The sequence below is a fragment of the Metabacillus idriensis genome (genome assembly GCF_009674765.1).
GTDB lineage: Bacteria > Bacillota > Bacilli > Bacillales > Bacillaceae > Bacillus_P > Bacillus_P idriensis.
The window spans coordinates 26,268-46,950 of the sequence record NZ_WKKF01000008.1 but is presented as its reverse complement, the minus strand read 5'-3'; the positions used below and the strand labels follow the sequence as shown (position 1 = coordinate 46,950).

Below are 20,683 nucleotides of genomic sequence, written 5' to 3'. Positions count from 1 at the left end.
CATACGTAATATACTGATTTTACTCAAGTAATAGCGAGCTTAAAGAATACTACCAAACCTTAAGAGAATAATACTACAAGTATGGTGAGATGAAGTGAAACTTCATTAAATAATTTATACATGTTGTTGCTTTTTACGAAAGGAGAGATCCGCGTGGGAAAGTTCAAAACTAAGCAGCGAAAAGTTTGTGAAAGATGTCTAACCATCACCATAAATAATGAAGCCTGTCCAAAATGTGGACATTCTCATTTAAGAGATATCATTATTACCGAACAAGCTGGGAAAAATAAACGAATCTTACATCCAAAAGCAGGATAACGCAATAGCGAAAATCCTTGTTGTTTTGTAGGGAATACGAAGAAAATCAGACATTTTTCTATTTGAAAATGCTTTGAAAAAGGGGAGGAATGAAAAGTGGATTCTATGACGTTTGTCTTATTTGGGGCAACTGGGGATTTAGCAAAGAGAAAAATCTACCCTGCCTTGTTTAATTTATATTTGAATCAAAAGTTACCAGATTCTTTTTTGATCATTGGTGTAGGAATAGACGAAATATCTGATGTTGATTTTCAAAACCATGTAACAGACTCGCTATACACTTTTTCTAGACACTTGATAAATGATAAATCCGAAAAACTAGAGTTTGTAAAGGCATTTCGTTATTGCCAGTTAGATTTCACGAATGCTGAAGGGTATAAGAAGTTAGTTGAAGTCGTTCAACAAAATGAAAAAGACCAGAGTATTGAAGAGAATCGAATGTTTTATCTTTCTGTTGCTCCTGAATTCTTTGATGTAATTGCTTTAAACATAAAGAAGAGTGGCTTAAGTTCGACAAAGGGATGGAAACGATTGATTATCGAAAAACCATTTGGGTATGACTTAAAATCTGCTGAAGATTTAAACGAAAAATTAAGCAAAGCTTTTGAAGAAGACGACATTTTTCGGATTGACCATTATCTGGGAAAACCAATGGTTCAAAACCTTGAAGCCTTGGAATTTGCCAATCCTGTACTGCAATCACTTTGGAACAATCGGTTTATTGCCAATGTGCAAATCACGGCTAGTGAAACGGTTGGTGTAGAGGAGAGAGCAGGTTATTATGACCAAGCAGGCGCTATTCGTGATATGGTTCAAAATCATATGCTACAGCTGTTGATGATGACAGCCATGCATCTCCCAAAACAGATTAGTGCAAAAGATATCCGTAATGAGAAAAGAAAAGTTATGGAATCTCTGAGACCATTACAGAAAAATACTGTAGGTATTCACGTCATTCGCGGCCAATATGAATCAGGTGAAATAAACGGTACACCAGTAGTCAGATACTTAGAAGAACCTGGCGTTGCTGCTTCTTCTAAAAACGATACATTCGTTGCTGCTCGTCTATGGATTGATAATTCCTTTTGGGACGGTGTACCATTCTATATCCGGACAGGAAAAAGAATGACGGAAAAATTAACGCGGATTGTGATTGAATTCAAAAACCCATTAAAGAATTTCTATACCAATGAAATCCAAAATGCTGAACCCAATCTATTGGTTATTAATGTAAGTCCTAATGAAGGTGTTTCGTTGCAGTTAAATAGTAAAAACCCGATAAATGGAAAATTAGAACCTATTGTTGTTGATTTTTCAGCGAATAAAAAAGACGTGCCCGAAGCATATGAACTCTTAATATTTGATGCTCTGCGTGGAGATTCTACCTTCTTTGCTCATTGGAACGAAGTGGAATTATCTTGGAAATGGGTACAGCCTATTTTAGAGACATTTGAGGAAAATAGTGTTCCACTTCATTCATATCAATCTGGCTCGATGGGACCTGAAGCTGCTCATCAATTATTGGAAGAGGATGGTTATAGATGGTGGTAAAAGAATTATGATTATACTTTGAATCCATTACGCTATAGATGAAAAATTCAAAAAATATAGAAATACTCAAGGAGGAGTAATGATGAAGGTCGGATTAATTGGATTAGGAAAAATGGGTTTAAACTTAGGAAAGAACTTAATTGACCATAAACATGATGTAGTAGCATTTGATCTAAATACAAATGCTGTTGAAGAAATTAAGAAATACGGGGCTGAAGGTACATCTAGCTTACAAGATCTTGTTCAATCAATAGAAAAGCCACGAGTTGTTTGGATAATGGTCCCACACTCCGTCGTTGATTCAGTTATTAGCGAAATCACGCCATTTCTAAGTGAGGGAGATATCGTCATTGAAGCTGGTAATTCGCATTATAAGGAATCCATTCGTCGTTACGAACAGTTGAAGAAAGTTAGAGTGAGCTTTATGGATGCCGGTACTTCTGGGGGGATGGAAGGTGCTCGCTATGGTGCTTGTTATATGATTGGTGGAGATCCTGAAGCGTGGAGCATTGTCGAGCCGATTTTTAGAGATACAGCTGTAGAGAATGGGTATTTATATGCTGGAAAAGCAGGCAGTGGTCACTTCCTAAAAATGATTCACAATGGAATTGAATACGGAATGATGGCTGCGATTGGAGAAGGATTTGAAGTATTAGAAAAAAGTGAATTCGATTTTGATTATGAAAAGGTAGCAAGAGTTTGGAATAATGGTTCGGTTATTCGTTCTTGGCTCATGGATTTAACAGAACACGCGTTTTCTATAGATGCAAAATTAGATGAAATTAAAGGCATTATGCATTCATCTGGTGAAGGAAAATGGACAGTTGAAACAGCATTGGATCTTCAAGCTGCTACCCCTGTTATTGCTATGTCTTTATTAATGCGTTATCGTTCCTTAGACAATGATACCTTTACAGGTAAAGTGGTTGCTGCTTTGCGAAACGAATTTGGTGGACATGCTGTGGAAAAAAAATAAGAATAGAAGCAAATATAAAGGAGAAATTTATATGACCATTTCATTTGACTTTTCGAACGCATTATCTTTCATGAAAGAGAGTGAAGTAAATCATTTAAGTGAATTTGTACGAGTTGCTCATAGTTATCTTCATGAAAAAAAAGGTCCCGGATCGAATTATCTTGGTTGGGTTGATTTACCGTTAAACTATGATAAAGATGAATTTGTGCGCATTAAGCAAGCTGCTAAGAAAATTCAAAATCAATCAGATGCTTTGATTGTCATTGGCATCGGTGGTTCGTATTTGGGTGCAAGATCAGCTATAGAAGCTTTGTCCCATAGCTTTCATAACCAAATGAATGATAAGACAAAAGTGTATTTTGCCGGTCACAATATCAGTTCTACTTATATATCTCATTTATTTGAACTATTAGAAGGGAAAGATATCTCTGTTAACGTCATTTCCAAATCAGGAACAACGACAGAACCAGCCCTTGCTTTCCGTATTTTTCGTGACTATATGGAGAAAAAATACGGAAAAGAAGAGGCGAGAAAACGTATTTTTGCCACTACAGATCAGGAAAAAGGCGTATTAAAAAAGCTCGCAGATAAAGAAGGATATGAAACGTTTGTCATTCCAGATGATGTTGGTGGAAGGTATTCTGTGCTTACAGCAGTTGGTCTCTTACCAATTGCCGTTGCAGGACTTGATATTGACCGTATGATGCAAGGGGCAGAAGCAGCAGCCCATAAATACAACAATCCTGATTTATTGACAAATGAGAGCTATCAGTATGCTGCGGTCCGAAATGTACTCTACAATAAGGGAAAAGCAATTGAAGTGCTTGTTAACTATGAGCCCTCCCTTCATTACGTATCGGAATGGTGGAAGCAGCTGTTTGGAGAAAGTGAAGGAAAAGATCAAAAGGGGCTATTCCCTGCTTCCGTCGATTTTTCAACAGATTTGCATTCCATGGGGCAATATGTACAAGAAGGTCGACGAAACCTTTTAGAAACGGTTTTACAGATAAAGAAACCTCGAATTGAAGTGACTATTCAGGAGGATCCAGAAAATATTGATGGATTAAACTTCCTGGCTGGTAAGACGATGGATGAAGTCAACAAAAGTGCATTTCAGGGTACCCTTATTGCCCATATAGATGGAGAAGTACCTAATCTCGTGATTGAACTGGATGAAATGAATGAATACACTTACGGTGAGATGGTTTACTTTTTTGAGAAGGCATGTGGGATTAGTGGCCATCTGTTAGGAGTTAACCCATTCGACCAGCCTGGAGTCGAAGCATACAAGAAGAATATGTTTGCTTTACTTGACAAACCTGGTTTTGAAGCTGAAAAAGCTACTCTCATGGAGCGTTTATCAAAATAATTATATCTGATTGGTTTTGTATTAATATAAAGATTGTTACCAAAAACCATATTTTTTGTAACAACGTTTATGAGACTGATGCTTGATATTACTAATTTTACAGGTTACCAAAAGTTTTACCAAATACTTTTACAAAAATGAAGCCTCTTATACAATTAGATTATAAAAATTGTCCAGGAGGCTCTTATGGTAATCTTATGCTCGAGTTTCGACAGTTGACCAAAAATTAGACTGACAAATTATATTACTTTTTGAGTATAGCTGTGAAAAAATGGTTCAAGAGAAATTTACAGGGACTACAAAGAATAGAGATGGATTTAACTGATTGCTAGATGTTATACGGAAAGGTGATACCGTTGTAGTAGAAAGTATTTCACGAATAGGGAGAAGAACACTTGATATTCTTTCTATTATTCAGCAATGCGAGAATATAGGTGTAAAGTTCGTTCCTATTAAAGAGAACATGGATACAAGAACATCAACAGGAAAAGTCAAGTTTCAAATGATATGTGTCATTGCAGAATTAGAAAGAAATTTAATTGTAGAGAGAGTTAAAGAAGGATTTGAAACTAGTAAGAAAGTAAATTAATAACCTCTTATAATTTTAAGAATTATTTGATGGACCAGGCTAGGGCAGCTATTCTGTTACTATCCCAAATTACTGTGAATGAAGTTGGCAATTTGGCATCCATAGAACGTATAGCTTACCCAAGATTAGATTTTAAAAACGTCCTACTTCAAAAGAACTTCCTGATCTTTACTCCCCTACACCTGAAGAAAATCAATTTGCGCATAAAGTTGCTAGGGGCAGATTTCCGTGAACAACTCCTTTCTTGGGATGAGCATAAGCCTATGGTAGCTGAATACTGTAAAGAACTAATATTATCCCCTTTAAGTAGACAGTGTAAAAAACCCATTGAATCGATGGGGTGCTACACTATACTTGGAGGGGATTTTTCATGGCAAAAAAAGGACAAAAATTTCGAGCATAACCAGAGGAATTTAAGGTTAAAGCAGTATTTGAGTATGTAAATAGTTCGGAATTCTATCAGGCTGTTTCAGACAAACTGGGTATTCTTCACTCAAGCCAATTAAAAGTATGGGTGAAAAAGTGGAAGAACAGCGAGTTTTTTAATGAGAGAGGGACGGGCGGCTCAACGCCTTTATGTTTTATACTAAGGATATTAATGTATGTAGGTGGTATCCAAATGATTTCAAATCAATCCTCTCTCAATCTTAGTCCATTTATGGCAATTTACGATTTCGTTGTCCCAAAAGACAATATGCTTCGTCGAATCAATGAACTCGTTGACTGTAGTAAGAGATGTCGTGGAAGATTACACAGAACAGCTTAGCTTTTCCAGTGATCCAGATGCTCGTCGGACATAAAACAGCTGATTCTTCTTTTTTAGGCTTTAAAACTCATATTGCGATGAGCAATGAACGCATGATTATGGCTGCGATTGTACAACTGGTGCAAAAAGTGATGGGAAATACTCACAATAATTAGTCGAGAAAAGTAAAGCAACCGGCATGGAAATAGAAACAGTCATTGGTGATACCGCGTACTCTGAAAAAGAAAATATTCAATAGAATCAAAATGAACTACAATTAGGTGCGAAATTAAAGCAGTTTTTCCTTTTAATTGTGCTATCATTCCTAATTAAAAAATTTTAGATTAATAGTTAATAATAACAAAATGATGTTTTAAAGACTAACCAAAAGACCGCAAAGTTTTTTTAGAATCTCTGCGGTCTTTTGGTTATTACATTCTTTGGAAAATGTTTTATTCAAGATTGGCATGTCTGCCATACATCTTATTGGTATCTAATTCCTTTTTCTCCATGAATCTCAAGATGACGGCATCATAAAAAAGTAATAGGGTCTGCTCAAATAGTGAGCCCATTGGTTGGATGGTTTTATAATCGCCCTCTGATTGGTCTTTCGGTGATCCAGGCAACTTAATGGTGATATCTGCTAACTGTCCAATAGTGGAATCAGGGAATATCGTGACAGTTGCAATTTTACCACCAATGCTTTTTGCTTTTTCAGCCATGGAGACTAAGCTTTTTGTTTCCCCGGATCCGGATCCGATGATTAAGATATCCTCTTTTTCAAAGTTGGGAGTTACCGTTTCACCGATTACATAAGAATCAATTCCCATATGCATCATCCGCATGGCGAAGGATTTGGCCATGAATCCTGATCTGCCTGCACCGGCGACAAAAACCTTTTTCGATTTAAGTATCCCGTTGACGAGTTTTTCAGCTTCTTCATCTGCTATTAAGTCAGCTGAATGATTAAGCTCTTTTAAGATTTCTGCTAAATATTGAGTCGTCTGCATCTTAGGATTAACCTGCTGTAACCGTTTGTTCTTTGATCATTTGTTGCATTTTGGCAGCAGCAGCTTTTATATCAGCTTGTCCAGTAATCCCGCCTCCTACAATGACAAGGTCTGGATTTACTTTAATGACTTCTGGAAGTGTTTCTAATTTAATGCCGCCTGCGATGGCCGTTTTAGCGTTTTTAACCACACTTTTGATGGTTTGTAGATCTTCAAAAGAATTTTTGCCGACTGCTTGAAGATCGTAGCCCGTGTGAACACAAATATAATCCACGCCCATAGCATCCACTTCTTTAGCACGTCCAGCAAGGTCTTTTACCGCAATCATATCGACAAGGATTTTTTTACCTTGTTTTTTCGCTTCTTCTACAGCACCTTTAATCGACATATCTTCAGCCGTTCCAAGAATAGTAATGATATCAGCACCTGCTTCGGAAGCTTTCATCACTTCATATCCAGCAGCATCCATAATTTTCAGGTCTGCTAATACTTTTAAGTTAGGGAATGCTTCTTTTACTGCCTTTACAGCATGTAGACCTTCGTTGATCACAACCGGTGTTCCGATTTCTACGATATCAATATGCTCCTCTACTTCTTTTACCAATTCGATTGCTTCTGGAATGTTGACTAAATCTAATGCTAATTGTAATTCCATCTATGTTTCACTCCTCAATTTTTTAGTTTGTTGCACAGTAGTAATAATGCCCATTGCTCACTTTCATTTCTCCTGGCAACTGTAACCAATGCTCTTGTTAACAATGGTACAGTGTTAGTATAGTATGTATATTAAAATTATAAAAGTACGCACATTATTTTTACATAGTGTTAAAAAGTATACTATCTGTTATTCTATATAGAAGTGGAGGTGAAACAAATGTCACGTATGCAGGACAAAATGTTTAACTGTGAAAAAGAATTAATGCTTTATGTTATTGCGGTAAATGGAAAATGCTATTTTTTTGCATTTAGGAAAAGAGGCACCAAAGCGATTTGGTGAGCTGAAGGCTCTTATGCCGGGCATTACTCAACGAATGCTTGTTAACCAATTACGCGAGCTAGAAGAAGACCTCATTGTTGAACGAAAAGTCTATCCTGTTGTTCCGCCAAAAGTGGAATATTCATTGACCGAACAAGGAAAAAGCTTAATGCCAATACTCGATTCCATGTATGAATGGGGTAAAAACTATATGGAAATTGTGATGGATACACCTTTAAATAAAACTACATCTAATTAAAGAGAATAGATTCAAGAAGAAGAGAGTAGAACCACAAGCATTACCTAGTTGATACTAGAAAGTGCTTGTCATCATTAGCTATAGAACAAATAAATTGTATAACAAATTCCGCTCAATCATAAATTCACAGTTGACATCATCATTTACTGTAATGATTAAAGTTACAGTATAACTTGTAAGCACTAAAATGAAAAACTCAACAGAATTGTCCTTTTTCTGTCAATTAATATGGGATGAAACACTAAGTTTTTTGAAATAAAAATGTAATTTTTTATATATTTTGACTATTTAGTAGAAAAAATGATTATTAAATTAACTAAGGCTGTTTTCGTAAAGATTGTTGCTTTTATAATTTTTATAATCTTAGTGGAGCGCAATGAAGCGAACACGTTACTTCGCTTATCTTCATTTAAAAACAACAAAGTATGCGAAAAGAGTCTAAAGAATGATAAATCTATATACAACACCAAGCTGTACTTCTTGCCGAAAAGCAGAAGCTTGGCTTGAGGAACATCAAATTGACTATGTTGAAAGAAACATTATAAATCAGCTTCTTACAATTGATGAGATTAAATCGATTCTTCGCTTGACTGAAGAAGGAACTACTGAGATTATTTCTACTAATTCAAAAACGTTTCAAGAATTAAATGTAGATATTGAATCTCTACCACTTAAACGAATTTTATGATTTAATCATGAAGCACCCATAAATGTTACGACGACCAATTATCCAGTACGAAAAAAGATTGCAAGTTGGATATAACGAAGAAGAGATCGTCGTTTTCTTCCACGCAAGCTTCGAACATTTGTGAACATGAATACGCAAAGAGCTGCCAAATCAATCTTGACAATCTAATCTGTAACATTTAGTATTACAGTGCGTTAATTCATCATTTGAAATTATGTAAAAAATACAAGGACTAGTCACAAGGAGGCAGGCCATGAATAGTGATTTTGCTCTTGCCGTTCATAGTTTAACATATCTTGCTTTACAGCATGACCGAATGTCAACAAGTGATGCTATTTCTGAGAGTGCTGGTGTCCATCCGGTTCGTATTCGTAAAGTGCTAAGTTTGTTAAAAAAACATGGATTTATTAAATCAAAAGAAGGAACAGGTGGCGGATTTATTTTTGCACTAGATTTAAGTGAAGTGAATCTTTGGGATATATATAAGATTACTTCTGAAGGTGCCCTTCAGCCTAAATGTCCTGAATCAAATAAGCAATGTATTGTCGGCAAAAACATGCAACATGTCCTTTTTACAATTTTTACAGGTGCAGAAGAACATTTTGGTACGTTTTTGAAGGCTTATACGATTAAAGAAGTTGTGGACCTAATTAATCAAGAATCATAAGTGGCTGCAAAGGATTAATCTTCGCAGACTTCTTTTTGAAATAAATGTAATAAAAATAATTACAGTTATATTCGACTGATCTATCTCCTTATAGCTTTATCTATAAAAGAGATGGATGTTCATATTTAAAAATCTAAAATCATGTAAGAAGGTTAAAAAACATGTCATTGAATAATCATTCCATATTTAAAACAGGTGATTGGATTAAAGGGAATTTACAGGATGGAGAAATAATCATTGGTTATATCGAATCACTGGATTTTCCGAAAGGAACAGTAAAGGTAACTGTCATTAAAAGTGAAGCTGTTGAAACAATTGGTAAAAAAATATCCATTTCACGTAAACAGGTTAAGAGATTGTCGATTTCTAAAGTGGTAAACAAGGAACAAATTCTTTTTCTAATAGATTTGGCATTATCAACTGGTGATGAGGACTGGTTTATCGAACTTTCTGCAAAGTTAAACTCAATGAGGAAAAAAGATGCAAGTTGGATTAATCGGGTTAGGTAAAATGGGATTCAATTTGGGGGAGAAACCTCATTGACCATCATTGTGAAGCTGCTGCCTTTGATTTAAATGATCATGTAGTAGAAGAATTAGTGAAGTATGGAGCAATAGGAACTTCGAGTATGAAGGAGCTTATTGAAATGTTTGAAGCCCCTAGAATGATCTGGATTATGGTTCATCATGCTGTTGTTGATTCCGTTATTGATGGGATCACTCCATACCTAAGTCAAGGAAGGAGATATCGTGATTGAAGCAAGTAATTCTCATTATAAAGATTCCATTCAACGGTACCATCACTTAAAGCAGTATGGGATACGTTTTATGGATGTTGGTACGTCCGGAGGAGTAGAAGGTGCTGGTAATGGAGAATGTTACATGGTCGGATGAGATGCTGAAGCATGGAATATTGCTGAACCAATCTTTCGCGACACAGCCGTGGAAAATGGGTATTTATATGCTGGAGAAGCAGGCAGCGGTCATTTATTAAAAATGGTCCACAATGGAATTGAGTATGGCATGATGGCTGCGATTGGTGAGGGATTTGAAGTATTGGAGAAAAGTGATTTTGATTTTGACTATGAAAAAGTGGCAAGAGTATGGAATAACGGCTCAGTCATTCGTTCATGGCACATGGAATTAACAGAACATGCATTTTCTAAAGATACAAATTTAGAAAAAATTAAAGGTATAATGCATTCATCAGGGGAAGGAAAGTGGACAGTGGAAACTGCTTTGGATTTACAGGCAGCCACCCCTGTGATAGCCATGTCTCTTTTGATGCGTTACCGTTCTTTAGATAGTGACACCTTTACAGGGAAAGTGGTCGCTGCCCTTCGGAATGAATTTGGTGGACATGCATTTGAAAAAAAGTAAGTTTGTTAAGAAATAGTATTCTGTAGGAATCCAAGGCTTTTTAAATAAGCCCTGGTTCTTCTCTAATAAGGACTAAACCCCAGTGTTATTCTTATTTAAATCAGTGAATTGCTTCATCCAAATTTCCCCATAAATTCATCAATTCTAGAACATATTTTTATTTTAATTGACCACTAAAACGGTTCTAGTTAATATATATGTAATTTCCCACTGAATGGAGGGGTAAAAGATTGAGGTTGTTATTAATTGAAGATGAGCCAGATTCCTTAATGGGAATGAAAAAGGCTATTGATTCTCTAAATGTTGAAGTAGAATTGCATACTTCAAATAATGCGGAAGATGCAAGAGAGGTCATTTTTAAACACTATCCTGAACTAATTATTACTGATATTATGCTTCCTGGTATATCTGGTCTTGATTTAGTTGAAGAGGTTGTAAATAGTGACTACCAACCAAAGGTTATAGTTGTAAGCGGTTTCGGTGATTTTGATTATGCAAGGAGAAGTATACGGTTCGGTGCAGTTGATTATTTATTGAAACCATATAGCACAAAGGAGTTTACAGAAAAAGTAAACAGGACTCTTTCAATGATAAAAGAGGAAAAAGAACAACTTCAGTATACTGAGCAGCAGAAGTCATTTGAAGAGATTGGAACACGTTCTATGAGGGATAACTATTTAGTCGAATTTTGTTTGAAAAGAACACCTCTTGAGGAACATCTCTATCATAGACTGTGTTTATGGAATATTGATTGGATAGCGAATAAATCCTTCTCACTCCTTATTTTTGATGTAAAGGGCTATCCTGACGGGAAACCTTTTACAGAAGAAAATCACTTAAAGACTTTTGTGATAGGAAATATTATGCAAGATGTTATCCGAGATCATATGCACTCACTCCTTTTTAAAGACCCTAAAAATCGATGGGTATTATTAACAAATATTGAAGATTCTGAGGAAATAGCTAGGTCCATTCACAAAGAGGTAAAGGAATATCAAAATATCGAGTTAGCAATAGGCATTAGCACAAAAGTATCGTCATTTGAGGAGATGCATGCAGCTTACAGCTCTACACTAAAAGAATTTCAAATAAGCTCTTTAACGAATCGCGAGGACTTTGCAAAAACTGATCATCTGATGTCTACAGATCTTACCGCTGCTAGCCATTTAGCATCATTAGTAATAAATAGGGATGAAGATAGCATTCGCCAAGTGTTAAAGGTTTTCTTTCAACAGGTCATATTACTTGATGGTCTTGGATCAAGAGACGATATCACACGAAAAACATTAAACTACTTGTCACAAATCCTTGCAAGTATAAGTGAACAAACCTCAAAGGAGCTTAAAGATATTCCAATGAGTGTATGGGAAAAGGTTGATGAATGTACCACATTAGAAGAATATGAAGAGGTCTTATCTGAGTATTTAACGAGTGTGGGTCATGAGGTTTCAACACATGCTACCAATTCAATCATTGAAAGAGCCATTCAAATGATTCATTCTAGTTACATGGAGGATTTGAGCTTACAAATAATCGCAGACGAGCTATCCTTACATCCGGTTTGGCTAAGTCAGTTGTTTAAAAAAGTAACTGGACAAACATATATGGATTTTTTAACAGAGACGAGGATTAACAAAGCGAAAACACTCCTAAGAGAAACAAGTATGAAAGTATATGAGATAGCGGAATCTGTAGGCTATCAAAATCTACAGCATTTCGGTACTATTTTTAAAAAAAGAACAAGTCAAACACCCAAAGAGTATAGGTACGGAAAATGAAATTTAGAAAGGTAAGAATAGAAGATAATTTATTTAACAAAATGTTTGTCTTTATTGCCTTATCCATCATTATTCCATTAGCATTGTTAGGTTATTTATCATATGATCGATCTAAGTCTCAGTTAGAAACGGTTACCTCTAAGCTTCTTCAAGACAATATAGAATTGAATAAAAAGCAGGTTAATCGTTTATTAAAAGATGCAGAAGTTGAATCAGAAAAAATGGTGACATCCATCCAGTTACAGAAGCTATTGCAAAGTCATCCGCCAACATCTTATGAAGAAGAAAAAGCTTTTATCAATCGGATCAGTCAACTTATTGCCCAGTTAAAAGGGACGTACGGAGTATATGTCTTTCCAAAACAAATGAAGGATTATCCAAATTATTTGGAGCTAATAAATGGAAATGATTTTAAGCCAAGTACGGAATTGATGTTAAAAGCCTTTGATTTGAAAGAAAAAGGGGTTTGGTACCATTATTGGGATGAATCTTCAAAGAAGCCAGTTTTTACTTATATAAGAGCGGTTCGTTCATCCTATTATTACGAACCACTTGGTGTTATTGTTTTAAAAATTCCTGATTCATTTGTTCGTGAGGAATTAACCTTCCCTTCTTCTTTTAAAAACTATAAAACATTAATTGTTGATCAAGATAAGAACATTATTTCAAATGAAAACTCAATGCTTTATAATGAAAAATTTGTACCAGAAGAGGATTGGAATACAGCTGAAACTCAATTAAATAAGCAGGGATGGAAACTAATCACTGCCCTGCCAAACAAAGAGATTACAGGAAATATTGAACAAATAAAAAACTTTACTTTGTGGCTTGTAATAACCAGTATATTCATTATTTCGACCTATCTTGTTATTATTGTTCGTAATTTTACATTACCTATTAAGGATCTCGTCTCACATATGGAAAAAGTACGAAGTGGAGTATTGAAGCATTTCCGAATGGAAAGGTCTAGAAAAGATGAGATTGGTCAGCTTGTTGGCGGGTTTAACCAAATGATTACTGGAATGTCTGAACTTATTGTACAAACAAAAAAGATGGAATCAGATAAGCGAAATTTTGAGCTTCAAACATTAAATCATCAAATAAATCCACATTTTTTCTATAATACATTAGATGCAATTAAGTGGAGAGCAGAAAAGGTAGATGAAAAAAATATTGCACTAATGGTAACGAAATTAGCTAACTTACTTCGATTCAGTTTAAATAATAATAACGAATGGACAACGGTTGAAAGAGAAATTGAGCATGCTAAGAATTATTTAGACATTGAAAAACTAAGAAGTAATCGTTCATTTAAGGTATTTGTTCAGGTAGATCCAACGATTTTAAAATTAAAAGTAATTAAGTTAATCCTTCAGCCAATCGTAGAAAATTGTATTAAGCATGGAATTAGTAACTTGCCAGAAGGTAAGGGGAAAATTCTGTTAAAAGTTAAACGCATTGAACAGGACATTATCTTTATTATTGAAGATAATGGACCAGGACTGAATAGTAACAAATTGGACAAAGAAAGAAATTCAAATCATGTGCATCATGGAATTGGATTAAAAAATGTTCATAAACGACTTCAACTTCATTTTGGAACTGAGTATGGAATAAAAGTTGATGAAGAGCATCATGAAGGCTTTAGAGTGATCGTGCGGCATCCAGTACATGAGGAATAATAATTAGCTAAAGGGGGGAGATAATTGACTAAGCACTATACTCTCTTGATTTTTATTATTGTGAGTTCTATTATTTTAACCGCTTGCAGTCAACAATTAAGAAAGCAAGAAGAGGCTATAGAAGAAAATAAAGAAGTCGAAGTGAAAGAACAGATATCCTTAAATGGTGTTTTTCTTAATACGACATGGGGAGAGGTAACCCAAAAGTTAGCGGAAGAATATGAGAACGAAACAGGAGTATCTGTCAATATTGAGTTAGTTGGGCGTGACATGATTTTTCAAAAATTAGCTCTTTCGATCGCTGGTAATGCTAATTATGACCTTTTTAATGTTGATTACAACTGGGTGCCGGAACTAGTCTCTACAAATAGCTTACTACCCTTAGAAACCTATATAGAAAAAAACAAAGTATATACGGAAGATTTTTTGCCAAGAGCACTAGCTCTTACACAATGGAATGGAGAAAACGGTGGATATGGTGAGGGCGGCAATATATATGGATTGCCACAGACGATACACCCTCATATCCTTTGGTACCGATCCGATTTATTTGAGGATGAAAAACTGAAATCAGAGTTTAAAGGGATATACGGGTATGACTTATCTCCACCCAAAAAAATGCAACAATTTCGTGATGTGGCTAAATTTTTTAATGGAAAAATGGTGAACGGGAAAAAAATTTATGGCTGGGCTGGACAAGCTAGTGAAGGGTTCGGCAATGTGCATACATGGTTAACATTTGTCTATTCTAACGGCGGAGATGTCATTGATTGGAATAAGATGACCTCATCATTATCAACTCCAGAAGTCATAGAGGCGACAAAGACGTGGATTGACCTACTGCAATTTTCTCCTCCAGGTATAAATGATTATACCTTTTCAGAAGTATCAGCTGATGCTTCTGAAGGAAACGTTGCAATGGCTATTCACTGGTCTTGGGCAGCTGATAAGGTAGACGATCGGGCCAATTCTAATACTGTTGGCCAATGGGAATTTGTCCAAACGCCTGCAATGAAAGCATCTGTTCCACATCTTGCTGGCTGGTCAATTGTTATTCCTAGAACGTCAAAGTATCCAGAAGAAGCGTTTAAATTTATGGTTTGGTTAGAAAGTAAACAAAATGATGTCAGACAAGCTCAGATGGGTGGGGGAGATCCAGTCCGATTCTCTTCCTATTTAGTTCCAACTCTTAAGCAAGTGGAAGTTGCGGGAACTGATGTTAAGAAATTTCGCCGATACGAAGCAGTAAATGAAGCAATGAAGACAGCAAAAGCTCGTCCATTTTTCCCACAGGAAGAACAATGGGAAAGTGTTGTAACCGGTTATTTACACGATGCCCAACTAGGGGAAATGTCAGTTGAAGAAGCATTAACGAAGGCTGATGAGGCTGTAAATAATTTGTTGAGATAATTAAAATTTTTCCTTGACCCTCAGATTTCTGTGGGTTTTTTGTTGTTTAAAACCTATAATTTCCAACCGAGAAAGTGTAAACACTCATCCCTTCATCTACACTAAAAATGCATGGTGAAAAATTAATTTAACCATGTATTTTCGATTTTCAATAACCGGTAAGATATAACTAAGAAGTAAACAAGCAATACATTACTTCTATACGAAAATGATTGCGTTTACAATTCCGCATTAATAAGTTAATAGAAAAGAGAGTCTTAGATGGTTAGAATCGTAGATGTTGCAAAGAAGGCAAATGTTTCTACTGCTACAGTCTCTAGAGTCATAAGTAAGCCGGATACTGTAAGAGAGGAAACAATTAACAAAGTATTAAGAGCCATTAAAGAATTAAACTATCATCCAAATGTTTTAGCTCGGCAGCTAAGGACGTCAGAAACTAAAACAGTGATTGTTGTGATTCCGGATATATCTAATCCTTTCTTTTCAAAGGTTCTACGAGGAATAGAAAATCTTGCATCTGCTAACGGATACCAAGTTTTACTTGGTGATGCTGGGAATGATAGTGAACAGGAAAGTCGGTATTTGGATATGCTCCGTCAGAAAAAAGCAGACGGAATGATCTTATTAACAGCAAAGATGAAAGCAGAGATTGTCGAAGAAATGGCTAATGAATTTCCTGTAGTACTAGCCTGTGAATATATTGAAGGCTCTTCTATTCCAACCATTTCAATTGACAATGTTAGCAGTGCTAGAAAGGCCACAGAATATTTAATTCAGTTGGGACACCGAAGAATAGGAACTATTTCTGGGCCACTTGATAGTGTATTAGGACAGGATCGATTAAAGGGTTTTTACCAGGCGATGGCAAGGTACAGCATAGCAGTAGATCCAGTACTAGTACAAGAAGGTCATTTTAATTATGAAAGCGGATTTAATTTAATGAAGAAGTTCTTAGCCCTCAATAGAATGCCAACAGGAGTATTTGCAGCGAATGATGAAATGGCTTTGGGTGCCATTAGAGCCATAAGAACAATGAACCTTAGAGTACCTGAGGACATCTCGGTTATAGGATTCGATGATATTCATTTTTCGTCTATTTTCGAGCCTGCTTTGACCACAATCTCACAACCAGCTTTTGAAATAGGGTCTAAAGCGATGGAACTATTAATCATGCTAATGGATAAAAAGAAAATCGAGAAAACTCAATATATTTTAGATGACAGTCTTGTCATAAGAGAATCGTGCTCAAAGATCAATAAATCATTACACGCTTAATGTAATCGGTTACAAATATCAGTTCACTCATAACTTTTAAACCCAGTAAACAGGGATGAAAAGTTTATTTTTATAAAGAAAATGTAATGGATTACAAAATAAAGAAAGAAATTAGATTTCATTCATTTTCTCTATAAGTTAAGAAGCGCTAATTTATAGCTTCGAATTGCGGTTGGTTTGTAAACGATTACAAATTTCCGTCAATTGAACTTTAAAGGAGGTGGTTGTAAAAAACGTTAGTTGTACCTTACAAAAGATTAAAGTACTTGAAAAATTTGGGGGTTATGAAATGAAAAAGAATTTATTACTTTCCGTGTTATTGTTACTAGTTTTTAGCGTAATAATCGGATGTGGAAATAAGGAAGAAGCTCAGACAACAGAAGGAAGCACAGAAAAAAATGAAAATTACCTCTCTGAATCAGGGCCCCTAACAATAAATCCTGAGATTCCAGATATAGAAGTTCTAGATAAAGGACCAAATGGTGAACAAGCCGTTTCTGCAAAATCTTTACAGTTAACTGAGGAAGAGCTTCAAAAAATTAAGGACGGTAATTATAAAGCAGCAATTGTTATGCACTATTCAGGCACAGATTATATGAATGCAGCTGTTGGAGCAATGCAAGACACATTTGAAAAAATGGGAATTGAAATTGTAGCTGTAACAGATGCACAATTTAAGGCTGAGAAACAAGTAAACGATATTGAAACAGTTTTAGCGAAAGATCCAGATATCATGATTTCTGTTCCTGTTGATGCAGTATCAACTGCACCAGCTTATAAAAAAGCAGTAGAACAAGGCGTTAAGCTAGTTTTCATGGATGGAGCAGCAGAAGGTCTTGAAGCAGGGAAGGATTACATCAGTATTGTTTCAGGTGACAACTATGGAAACGGTGCTCTAGCAGCGGACATTATGGCAGAAAAAATTGGTGGTAAAGGGAAAGTTGGTATCGTTTATCACGATGTTAACTTCTTTGTAACCAAAAACCGATCAGATGCATTTGAAGCAACAATCAAAGAGAAATACCCTGACATTGAAATCGTAGCACAAGGTGGAATAACGGACCCGAATAAAGGAGAAGATGTTGCTTCAGCGATGCTGACAAGAAACCCAGACATCGATGGTATTTTCGCTCCTTGGGATGTACCAGCTGAGGGTGTTATGGCAGCGGCTCGTACAGCAGGAAGAGATGACTTAGTTGTGACAACAGTTGATTTAGGTACAAATGTAGCGATTTCAATCGCATCTGATGGAATCGTTCAAGGACTAGGTGCTCAATTACCTTATGATCAAGGTGTAGCACAAGCCATTCTTTCAGGATATGCCCTATTAGGTAAAGAAGCTCCTCCTTATGTTGCTTCTCCTGCTATCGAAGTAACAAAAGAAAATGTTCTTGATGCTTGGAAATTAATTTATGGAGTTGAAGCTCCTTCTACTGTGAAAGATGGATGGAAATAATATAGAGGCTATCAGGTTCTTATAGCCTCTATAACTAAAGGAAGGTGAACAAACAATGGATCAACCTATTCTTGAAATGAAGAATATAAATAAAGCGTTTAATGGTATTACGGTCCTAAACCAGGTCAACTTTTCAGTGAAAAAAGGAGAAGTACATGCCTTAATGGGTGGGAATGGTGCAGGAAAATCAACATTAATGAAAATCCTTACTGGCGTTTATACAGCAGATAGTGGAGATATTTTAATTGAAGGAAAACCTGTAAGCATTAAAAGCTTTGATGACGCAAAGGCAAATAAGATCTCAATGATCTTCCAAGAGTTTAGCTTAGTACCAACCCTTACAGTTGCCCAAAATATCTTTTTAACGAGAGAAGATAAGACATCACTTGGGCTTTTAAATGATAAAGAATGTGAAAAGAAAACAGAGGTTCTATTAAAGGAACTTGGGGTTGATATCAGACCATCTGATGTTGTTCAAAATCTAGGAGTTGGCTATTGGCAAATGACTGAGATTGCAAAAGCACTATCTCAGGAAGCGAAAATATTGATTATGGATGAGCCGACCTCTTCGTTAACTCAAACGGAAACGGAAGTATTATTCAAATTCATCAATCAATTAAAAGCAAAGGGTTATGCGATTATTTATATTTCTCACAGAATGGATGAAATTTTCGAAATTTGTGATCGCATCACGATCTTGCGTGATGGTCAATATATTACAACCGAGGATTGTAGTGAAACTGATCTTGATACAGTTATTCAGCATATTGTAGGACAAGAATTTGACCAAGCCTTTGAATATCAGGAGAGGGAATACTCGAAAGAAGCACCGCCGATTTTTGAGGTGAAAAATGTAAGCGCTGGAGATAAGGTTCAAAATATTAATCTTAAAATACAACCTGGAGAAATAGTAGGAATTGCTGGATTGATGGGTAGTGGCCGAACGGAATTAGTTCGTTGCTTATTTGGAATTGACTCAATAGACAGTGGTGAAATTTACGTTGATGGTCAAAAACGTTCAATTAATTCGGCTAAGGATGCAATAGACTCAGGGATTGCATTAATTCCCGAGGATCGACGTGTGCAAGGATTGGTTCTAGAACATAGTGTGAAAGACAATATGATTCTACCAATCTTATCTAAAGTGAACAAAGGATTGTTTATTGATAACAAAAAAGCAAATGAAATAAGCAATCAACTTGTCAAAAAGTTAAATGTTAAAACGGATGATATCTTTAAAAAATCAGGCCTATTGTCAGGTGGAAATCAGCAAAAAATTGTTCTTGCAAAATGGTTAGCAAATAACCCAACCGTTTTATTGCTTGATGAACCAACAATTGGTGTAGACATTGGAGCAAAAACAGAAATTATCGACATTATTAGAGAATTAGCTATTAGCGGCAAGGCCATACTTGTCATTTCATCAGAAATCCCTGAACTTCTTGCTATGAGTGATCGTGTTCTTGTGATGCATCAAGGCAAGATAAAAAAGGAACTACAACGAACTGAGATTAAATCAGAGGAGGATCTACAATATGCAATCCAAGGTTTCTAAAGTAGAAAAACCAGCATTACCTATGTTTAAGAAATTTGAATGGCGTAACTATATCGTCTATTTTGCCTTCGTAGGAGTGTTAATCTACTTTTCTATCAATTTATATGATGAAGGGTTTTTATCTTCAAGCAATCTATTAAACATTGTGAGACAAACAGCAACCATTTCTTTAATGGCACTTGCAATGACATTTGTTATCAGTACAGGTGAAATTGATCTTTCCGTTGGTTCGATAGCCGCTTTATCTTCATTAGTTGGGGCATTAGCACTACAGGCAGGCTACGGTATCATTGGCGGATTAATCGGTGGTGTTGGTACAGGTATTGTTGTTGGCCTAATTAACGGTTTACTCGTTACAAAAGTAGCAATTCCATCCTTCCTAGTAACACTAGGAACAATGGGAGCGATAAAAGGTGTTGCGATGTGGGTAACAGATACAGCTCCAGTTCCAATTGTTAACTCAAATTTCAACTTTATCTTTGGTTCTGGTGATATTGGGCCAATTCCGGTATTACTTTTATGGACTGTTGTCTTTACAATCATTGCTCATGTTTTACTACGTAAGACGTCTTTTGGAAGACAAGTATTAGCAACTGGCGGTAATGAAAGCGCTGCACGTTTCTCAGGTGTAAAGACGATGAAAATTAAGTTGCTCGTTTTCTTAGGAACAGGTGCAATGGCTGGTTTAGCGGGTTTACTTTATGCAGGGCGTATGAACGCAGGAAGATTTTCATTCGGTGAAGGAGATGAGCTTTCTGTTATTGCTGCTGTCATTTTAGGTGGAACAAGTCTTTTTGGTGGAGTCGGGACAATTATTGGAACACTCATAGGATCCTTAATGATTGGGACAATTAATAATGGACTTATCATCATGGGGCTGGATGTTAGTCAGCAAATGATTATAAAAGGAATCATCATCATTTTAGCTGTAGCTTTCGGTAAAAAAGCAATTAAGAGATAAATAGAGAAAAGAAATCATCAAGAAGAAAATGACAGAGCA

At 35.9% G+C, this 20,683-nt stretch carries 15 protein-coding genes and 5 pseudogenes; 18 read left to right on the top strand and 2 right to left on the bottom strand.

The genetic code is table 11. The features are described 5' to 3' along the window. Positions 1-153: 153 nt before the first annotated feature. From GJU41_RS19015 to GJU41_RS18990, 6 genes and pseudogenes are all read left to right on the top strand, one after another. Complete coding sequence (locus GJU41_RS19015) at positions 154-318, top strand: hypothetical protein (protein ID WP_154319260.1); 165 nt, start codon at positions 154-156, stop codon at positions 316-318. A gap of 96 nt (positions 319-414) precedes the next feature. Then, positions 415-1,869: a glucose-6-phosphate dehydrogenase gene (gene zwf, locus GJU41_RS19010; RefSeq protein ID WP_070875637.1), complete on the top strand. Its 1,455-nt coding sequence runs from the start codon at positions 415-417 to the stop codon at positions 1,867-1,869. Positions 1,870-1,951: 82 nt separating this feature from the next. Further along, positions 1,952-2,845 carry a phosphogluconate dehydrogenase (NAD(+)-dependent, decarboxylating) gene (gene gnd, locus GJU41_RS19005; protein WP_154319259.1) on the top strand — a complete coding sequence of 298 codons (894 nt, stop codon included), beginning with the start codon at positions 1,952-1,954 and terminating at the stop codon, positions 2,843-2,845. A 31-nt stretch (positions 2,846-2,876) separates the two neighbouring features. Further along, positions 2,877-4,214, top strand: coding sequence for a glucose-6-phosphate isomerase (locus tag GJU41_RS19000; RefSeq protein ID WP_070875635.1), 1,338 nt, complete (start codon positions 2,877-2,879; stop codon positions 4,212-4,214). A gap of 238 nt (positions 4,215-4,452) precedes the next feature. Beyond that, positions 4,453-4,794: pseudogene (locus GJU41_RS18995) on the top strand (recombinase family protein); the annotation flags it as partial. 755 nt (positions 4,795-5,549) lie between these two features. Then, positions 5,550-5,804: pseudogene (locus GJU41_RS18990) on the top strand (transposase); the annotation flags it as partial. 196 nt (positions 5,805-6,000) lie between these two features. On the opposite strand, the gene hxlB reads toward GJU41_RS18990, so the two are convergent. Both hxlB and hxlA read right to left on the bottom strand, forming a co-directional pair. After that, on the bottom strand, positions 6,001-6,558 hold the full coding sequence (gene hxlB / locus GJU41_RS18985; protein ID WP_070875632.1) for a 6-phospho-3-hexuloisomerase: 558 nt from the start codon (positions 6,556-6,558) through the stop codon (positions 6,001-6,003). A gap of 7 nt (positions 6,559-6,565) precedes the next feature. Next, positions 6,566-7,213, bottom strand: a complete 648-nt coding sequence (gene hxlA, locus GJU41_RS18980; RefSeq protein WP_070875631.1) for a 3-hexulose-6-phosphate synthase — start codon at positions 7,211-7,213, stop codon at positions 6,566-6,568. A 219-nt stretch (positions 7,214-7,432) separates the two neighbouring features. Between hxlA and hxlR the strand changes: the two are divergent. The 12 genes and pseudogenes from hxlR (at position 7,433) to GJU41_RS18920 (ending at position 20,644) form a co-directional block, all read left to right on the top strand. Further along, a pseudogene (hxlR, locus tag GJU41_RS18975) lies at positions 7,433-7,793 on the top strand (transcriptional activator HxlR). Positions 7,794-8,238: 445 nt separating this feature from the next. Beyond that, positions 8,239-8,649, top strand: a pseudogene (gene spxA, locus GJU41_RS18970) (transcriptional regulator SpxA). An 85-nt stretch (positions 8,650-8,734) separates the two neighbouring features. After that, positions 8,735-9,148: an RrF2 family transcriptional regulator gene (locus tag GJU41_RS18965; RefSeq protein ID WP_070875630.1), complete on the top strand. Its 414-nt coding sequence runs from the start codon at positions 8,735-8,737 to the stop codon at positions 9,146-9,148. A 161-nt stretch (positions 9,149-9,309) separates the two neighbouring features. Then, positions 9,310-9,657 carry an IDEAL domain-containing protein gene (locus GJU41_RS18960; RefSeq protein ID WP_070875629.1) on the top strand — a complete coding sequence of 116 codons (348 nt, stop codon included), beginning with the start codon at positions 9,310-9,312 and terminating at the stop codon, positions 9,655-9,657. Then, positions 9,629-10,527 (top strand): annotated as a pseudogene (gene gnd, locus GJU41_RS18955) (phosphogluconate dehydrogenase (NAD(+)-dependent, decarboxylating)). Before GJU41_RS18960 ends, gnd (GJU41_RS18955) begins: the two are co-directional and overlap by 29 nt. A gap of 230 nt (positions 10,528-10,757) precedes the next feature. Next, complete coding sequence (locus GJU41_RS18950) at positions 10,758-12,305, top strand: response regulator (RefSeq protein ID WP_070875628.1); 1,548 nt, start codon at positions 10,758-10,760, stop codon at positions 12,303-12,305. Then, positions 12,302-13,987: a sensor histidine kinase gene (locus tag GJU41_RS18945; protein WP_070875627.1), complete on the top strand. Its 1,686-nt coding sequence runs from the start codon at positions 12,302-12,304 to the stop codon at positions 13,985-13,987. Before GJU41_RS18950 ends, GJU41_RS18945 begins: the two co-directional genes overlap by 4 nt. A gap of 24 nt (positions 13,988-14,011) precedes the next feature. Further along, the gene (locus GJU41_RS18940) at positions 14,012-15,397 is read left to right on the top strand and encodes an ABC transporter substrate-binding protein (RefSeq protein WP_070875626.1); all 1,386 of its coding nucleotides are present in this window, start codon (positions 14,012-14,014) and stop codon (positions 15,395-15,397) included. Between the two features lie 261 nt (positions 15,398-15,658). Continuing rightward, entirely contained in the window at positions 15,659-16,672 is a 1,014-nt protein-coding gene (locus tag GJU41_RS18935) for a LacI family DNA-binding transcriptional regulator (protein WP_070875625.1), read from the top strand. Between the two features lie 289 nt (positions 16,673-16,961). After that, positions 16,962-18,128 carry a substrate-binding domain-containing protein gene (locus tag GJU41_RS18930; protein ID WP_070875624.1) on the top strand — a complete coding sequence of 389 codons (1,167 nt, stop codon included), beginning with the start codon at positions 16,962-16,964 and terminating at the stop codon, positions 18,126-18,128. Positions 18,129-18,183: 55 nt separating this feature from the next. Continuing rightward, positions 18,184-19,683, top strand: coding sequence for a sugar ABC transporter ATP-binding protein (locus GJU41_RS18925; RefSeq protein WP_070875623.1), 1,500 nt, complete (start codon positions 18,184-18,186; stop codon positions 19,681-19,683). Further along, positions 19,664-20,644: an ABC transporter permease gene (locus GJU41_RS18920; protein ID WP_070875622.1), complete on the top strand. Its 981-nt coding sequence runs from the start codon at positions 19,664-19,666 to the stop codon at positions 20,642-20,644. Before GJU41_RS18925 ends, GJU41_RS18920 begins: the two co-directional genes overlap by 20 nt. Positions 20,645-20,683 lie beyond the last annotated feature (39 nt).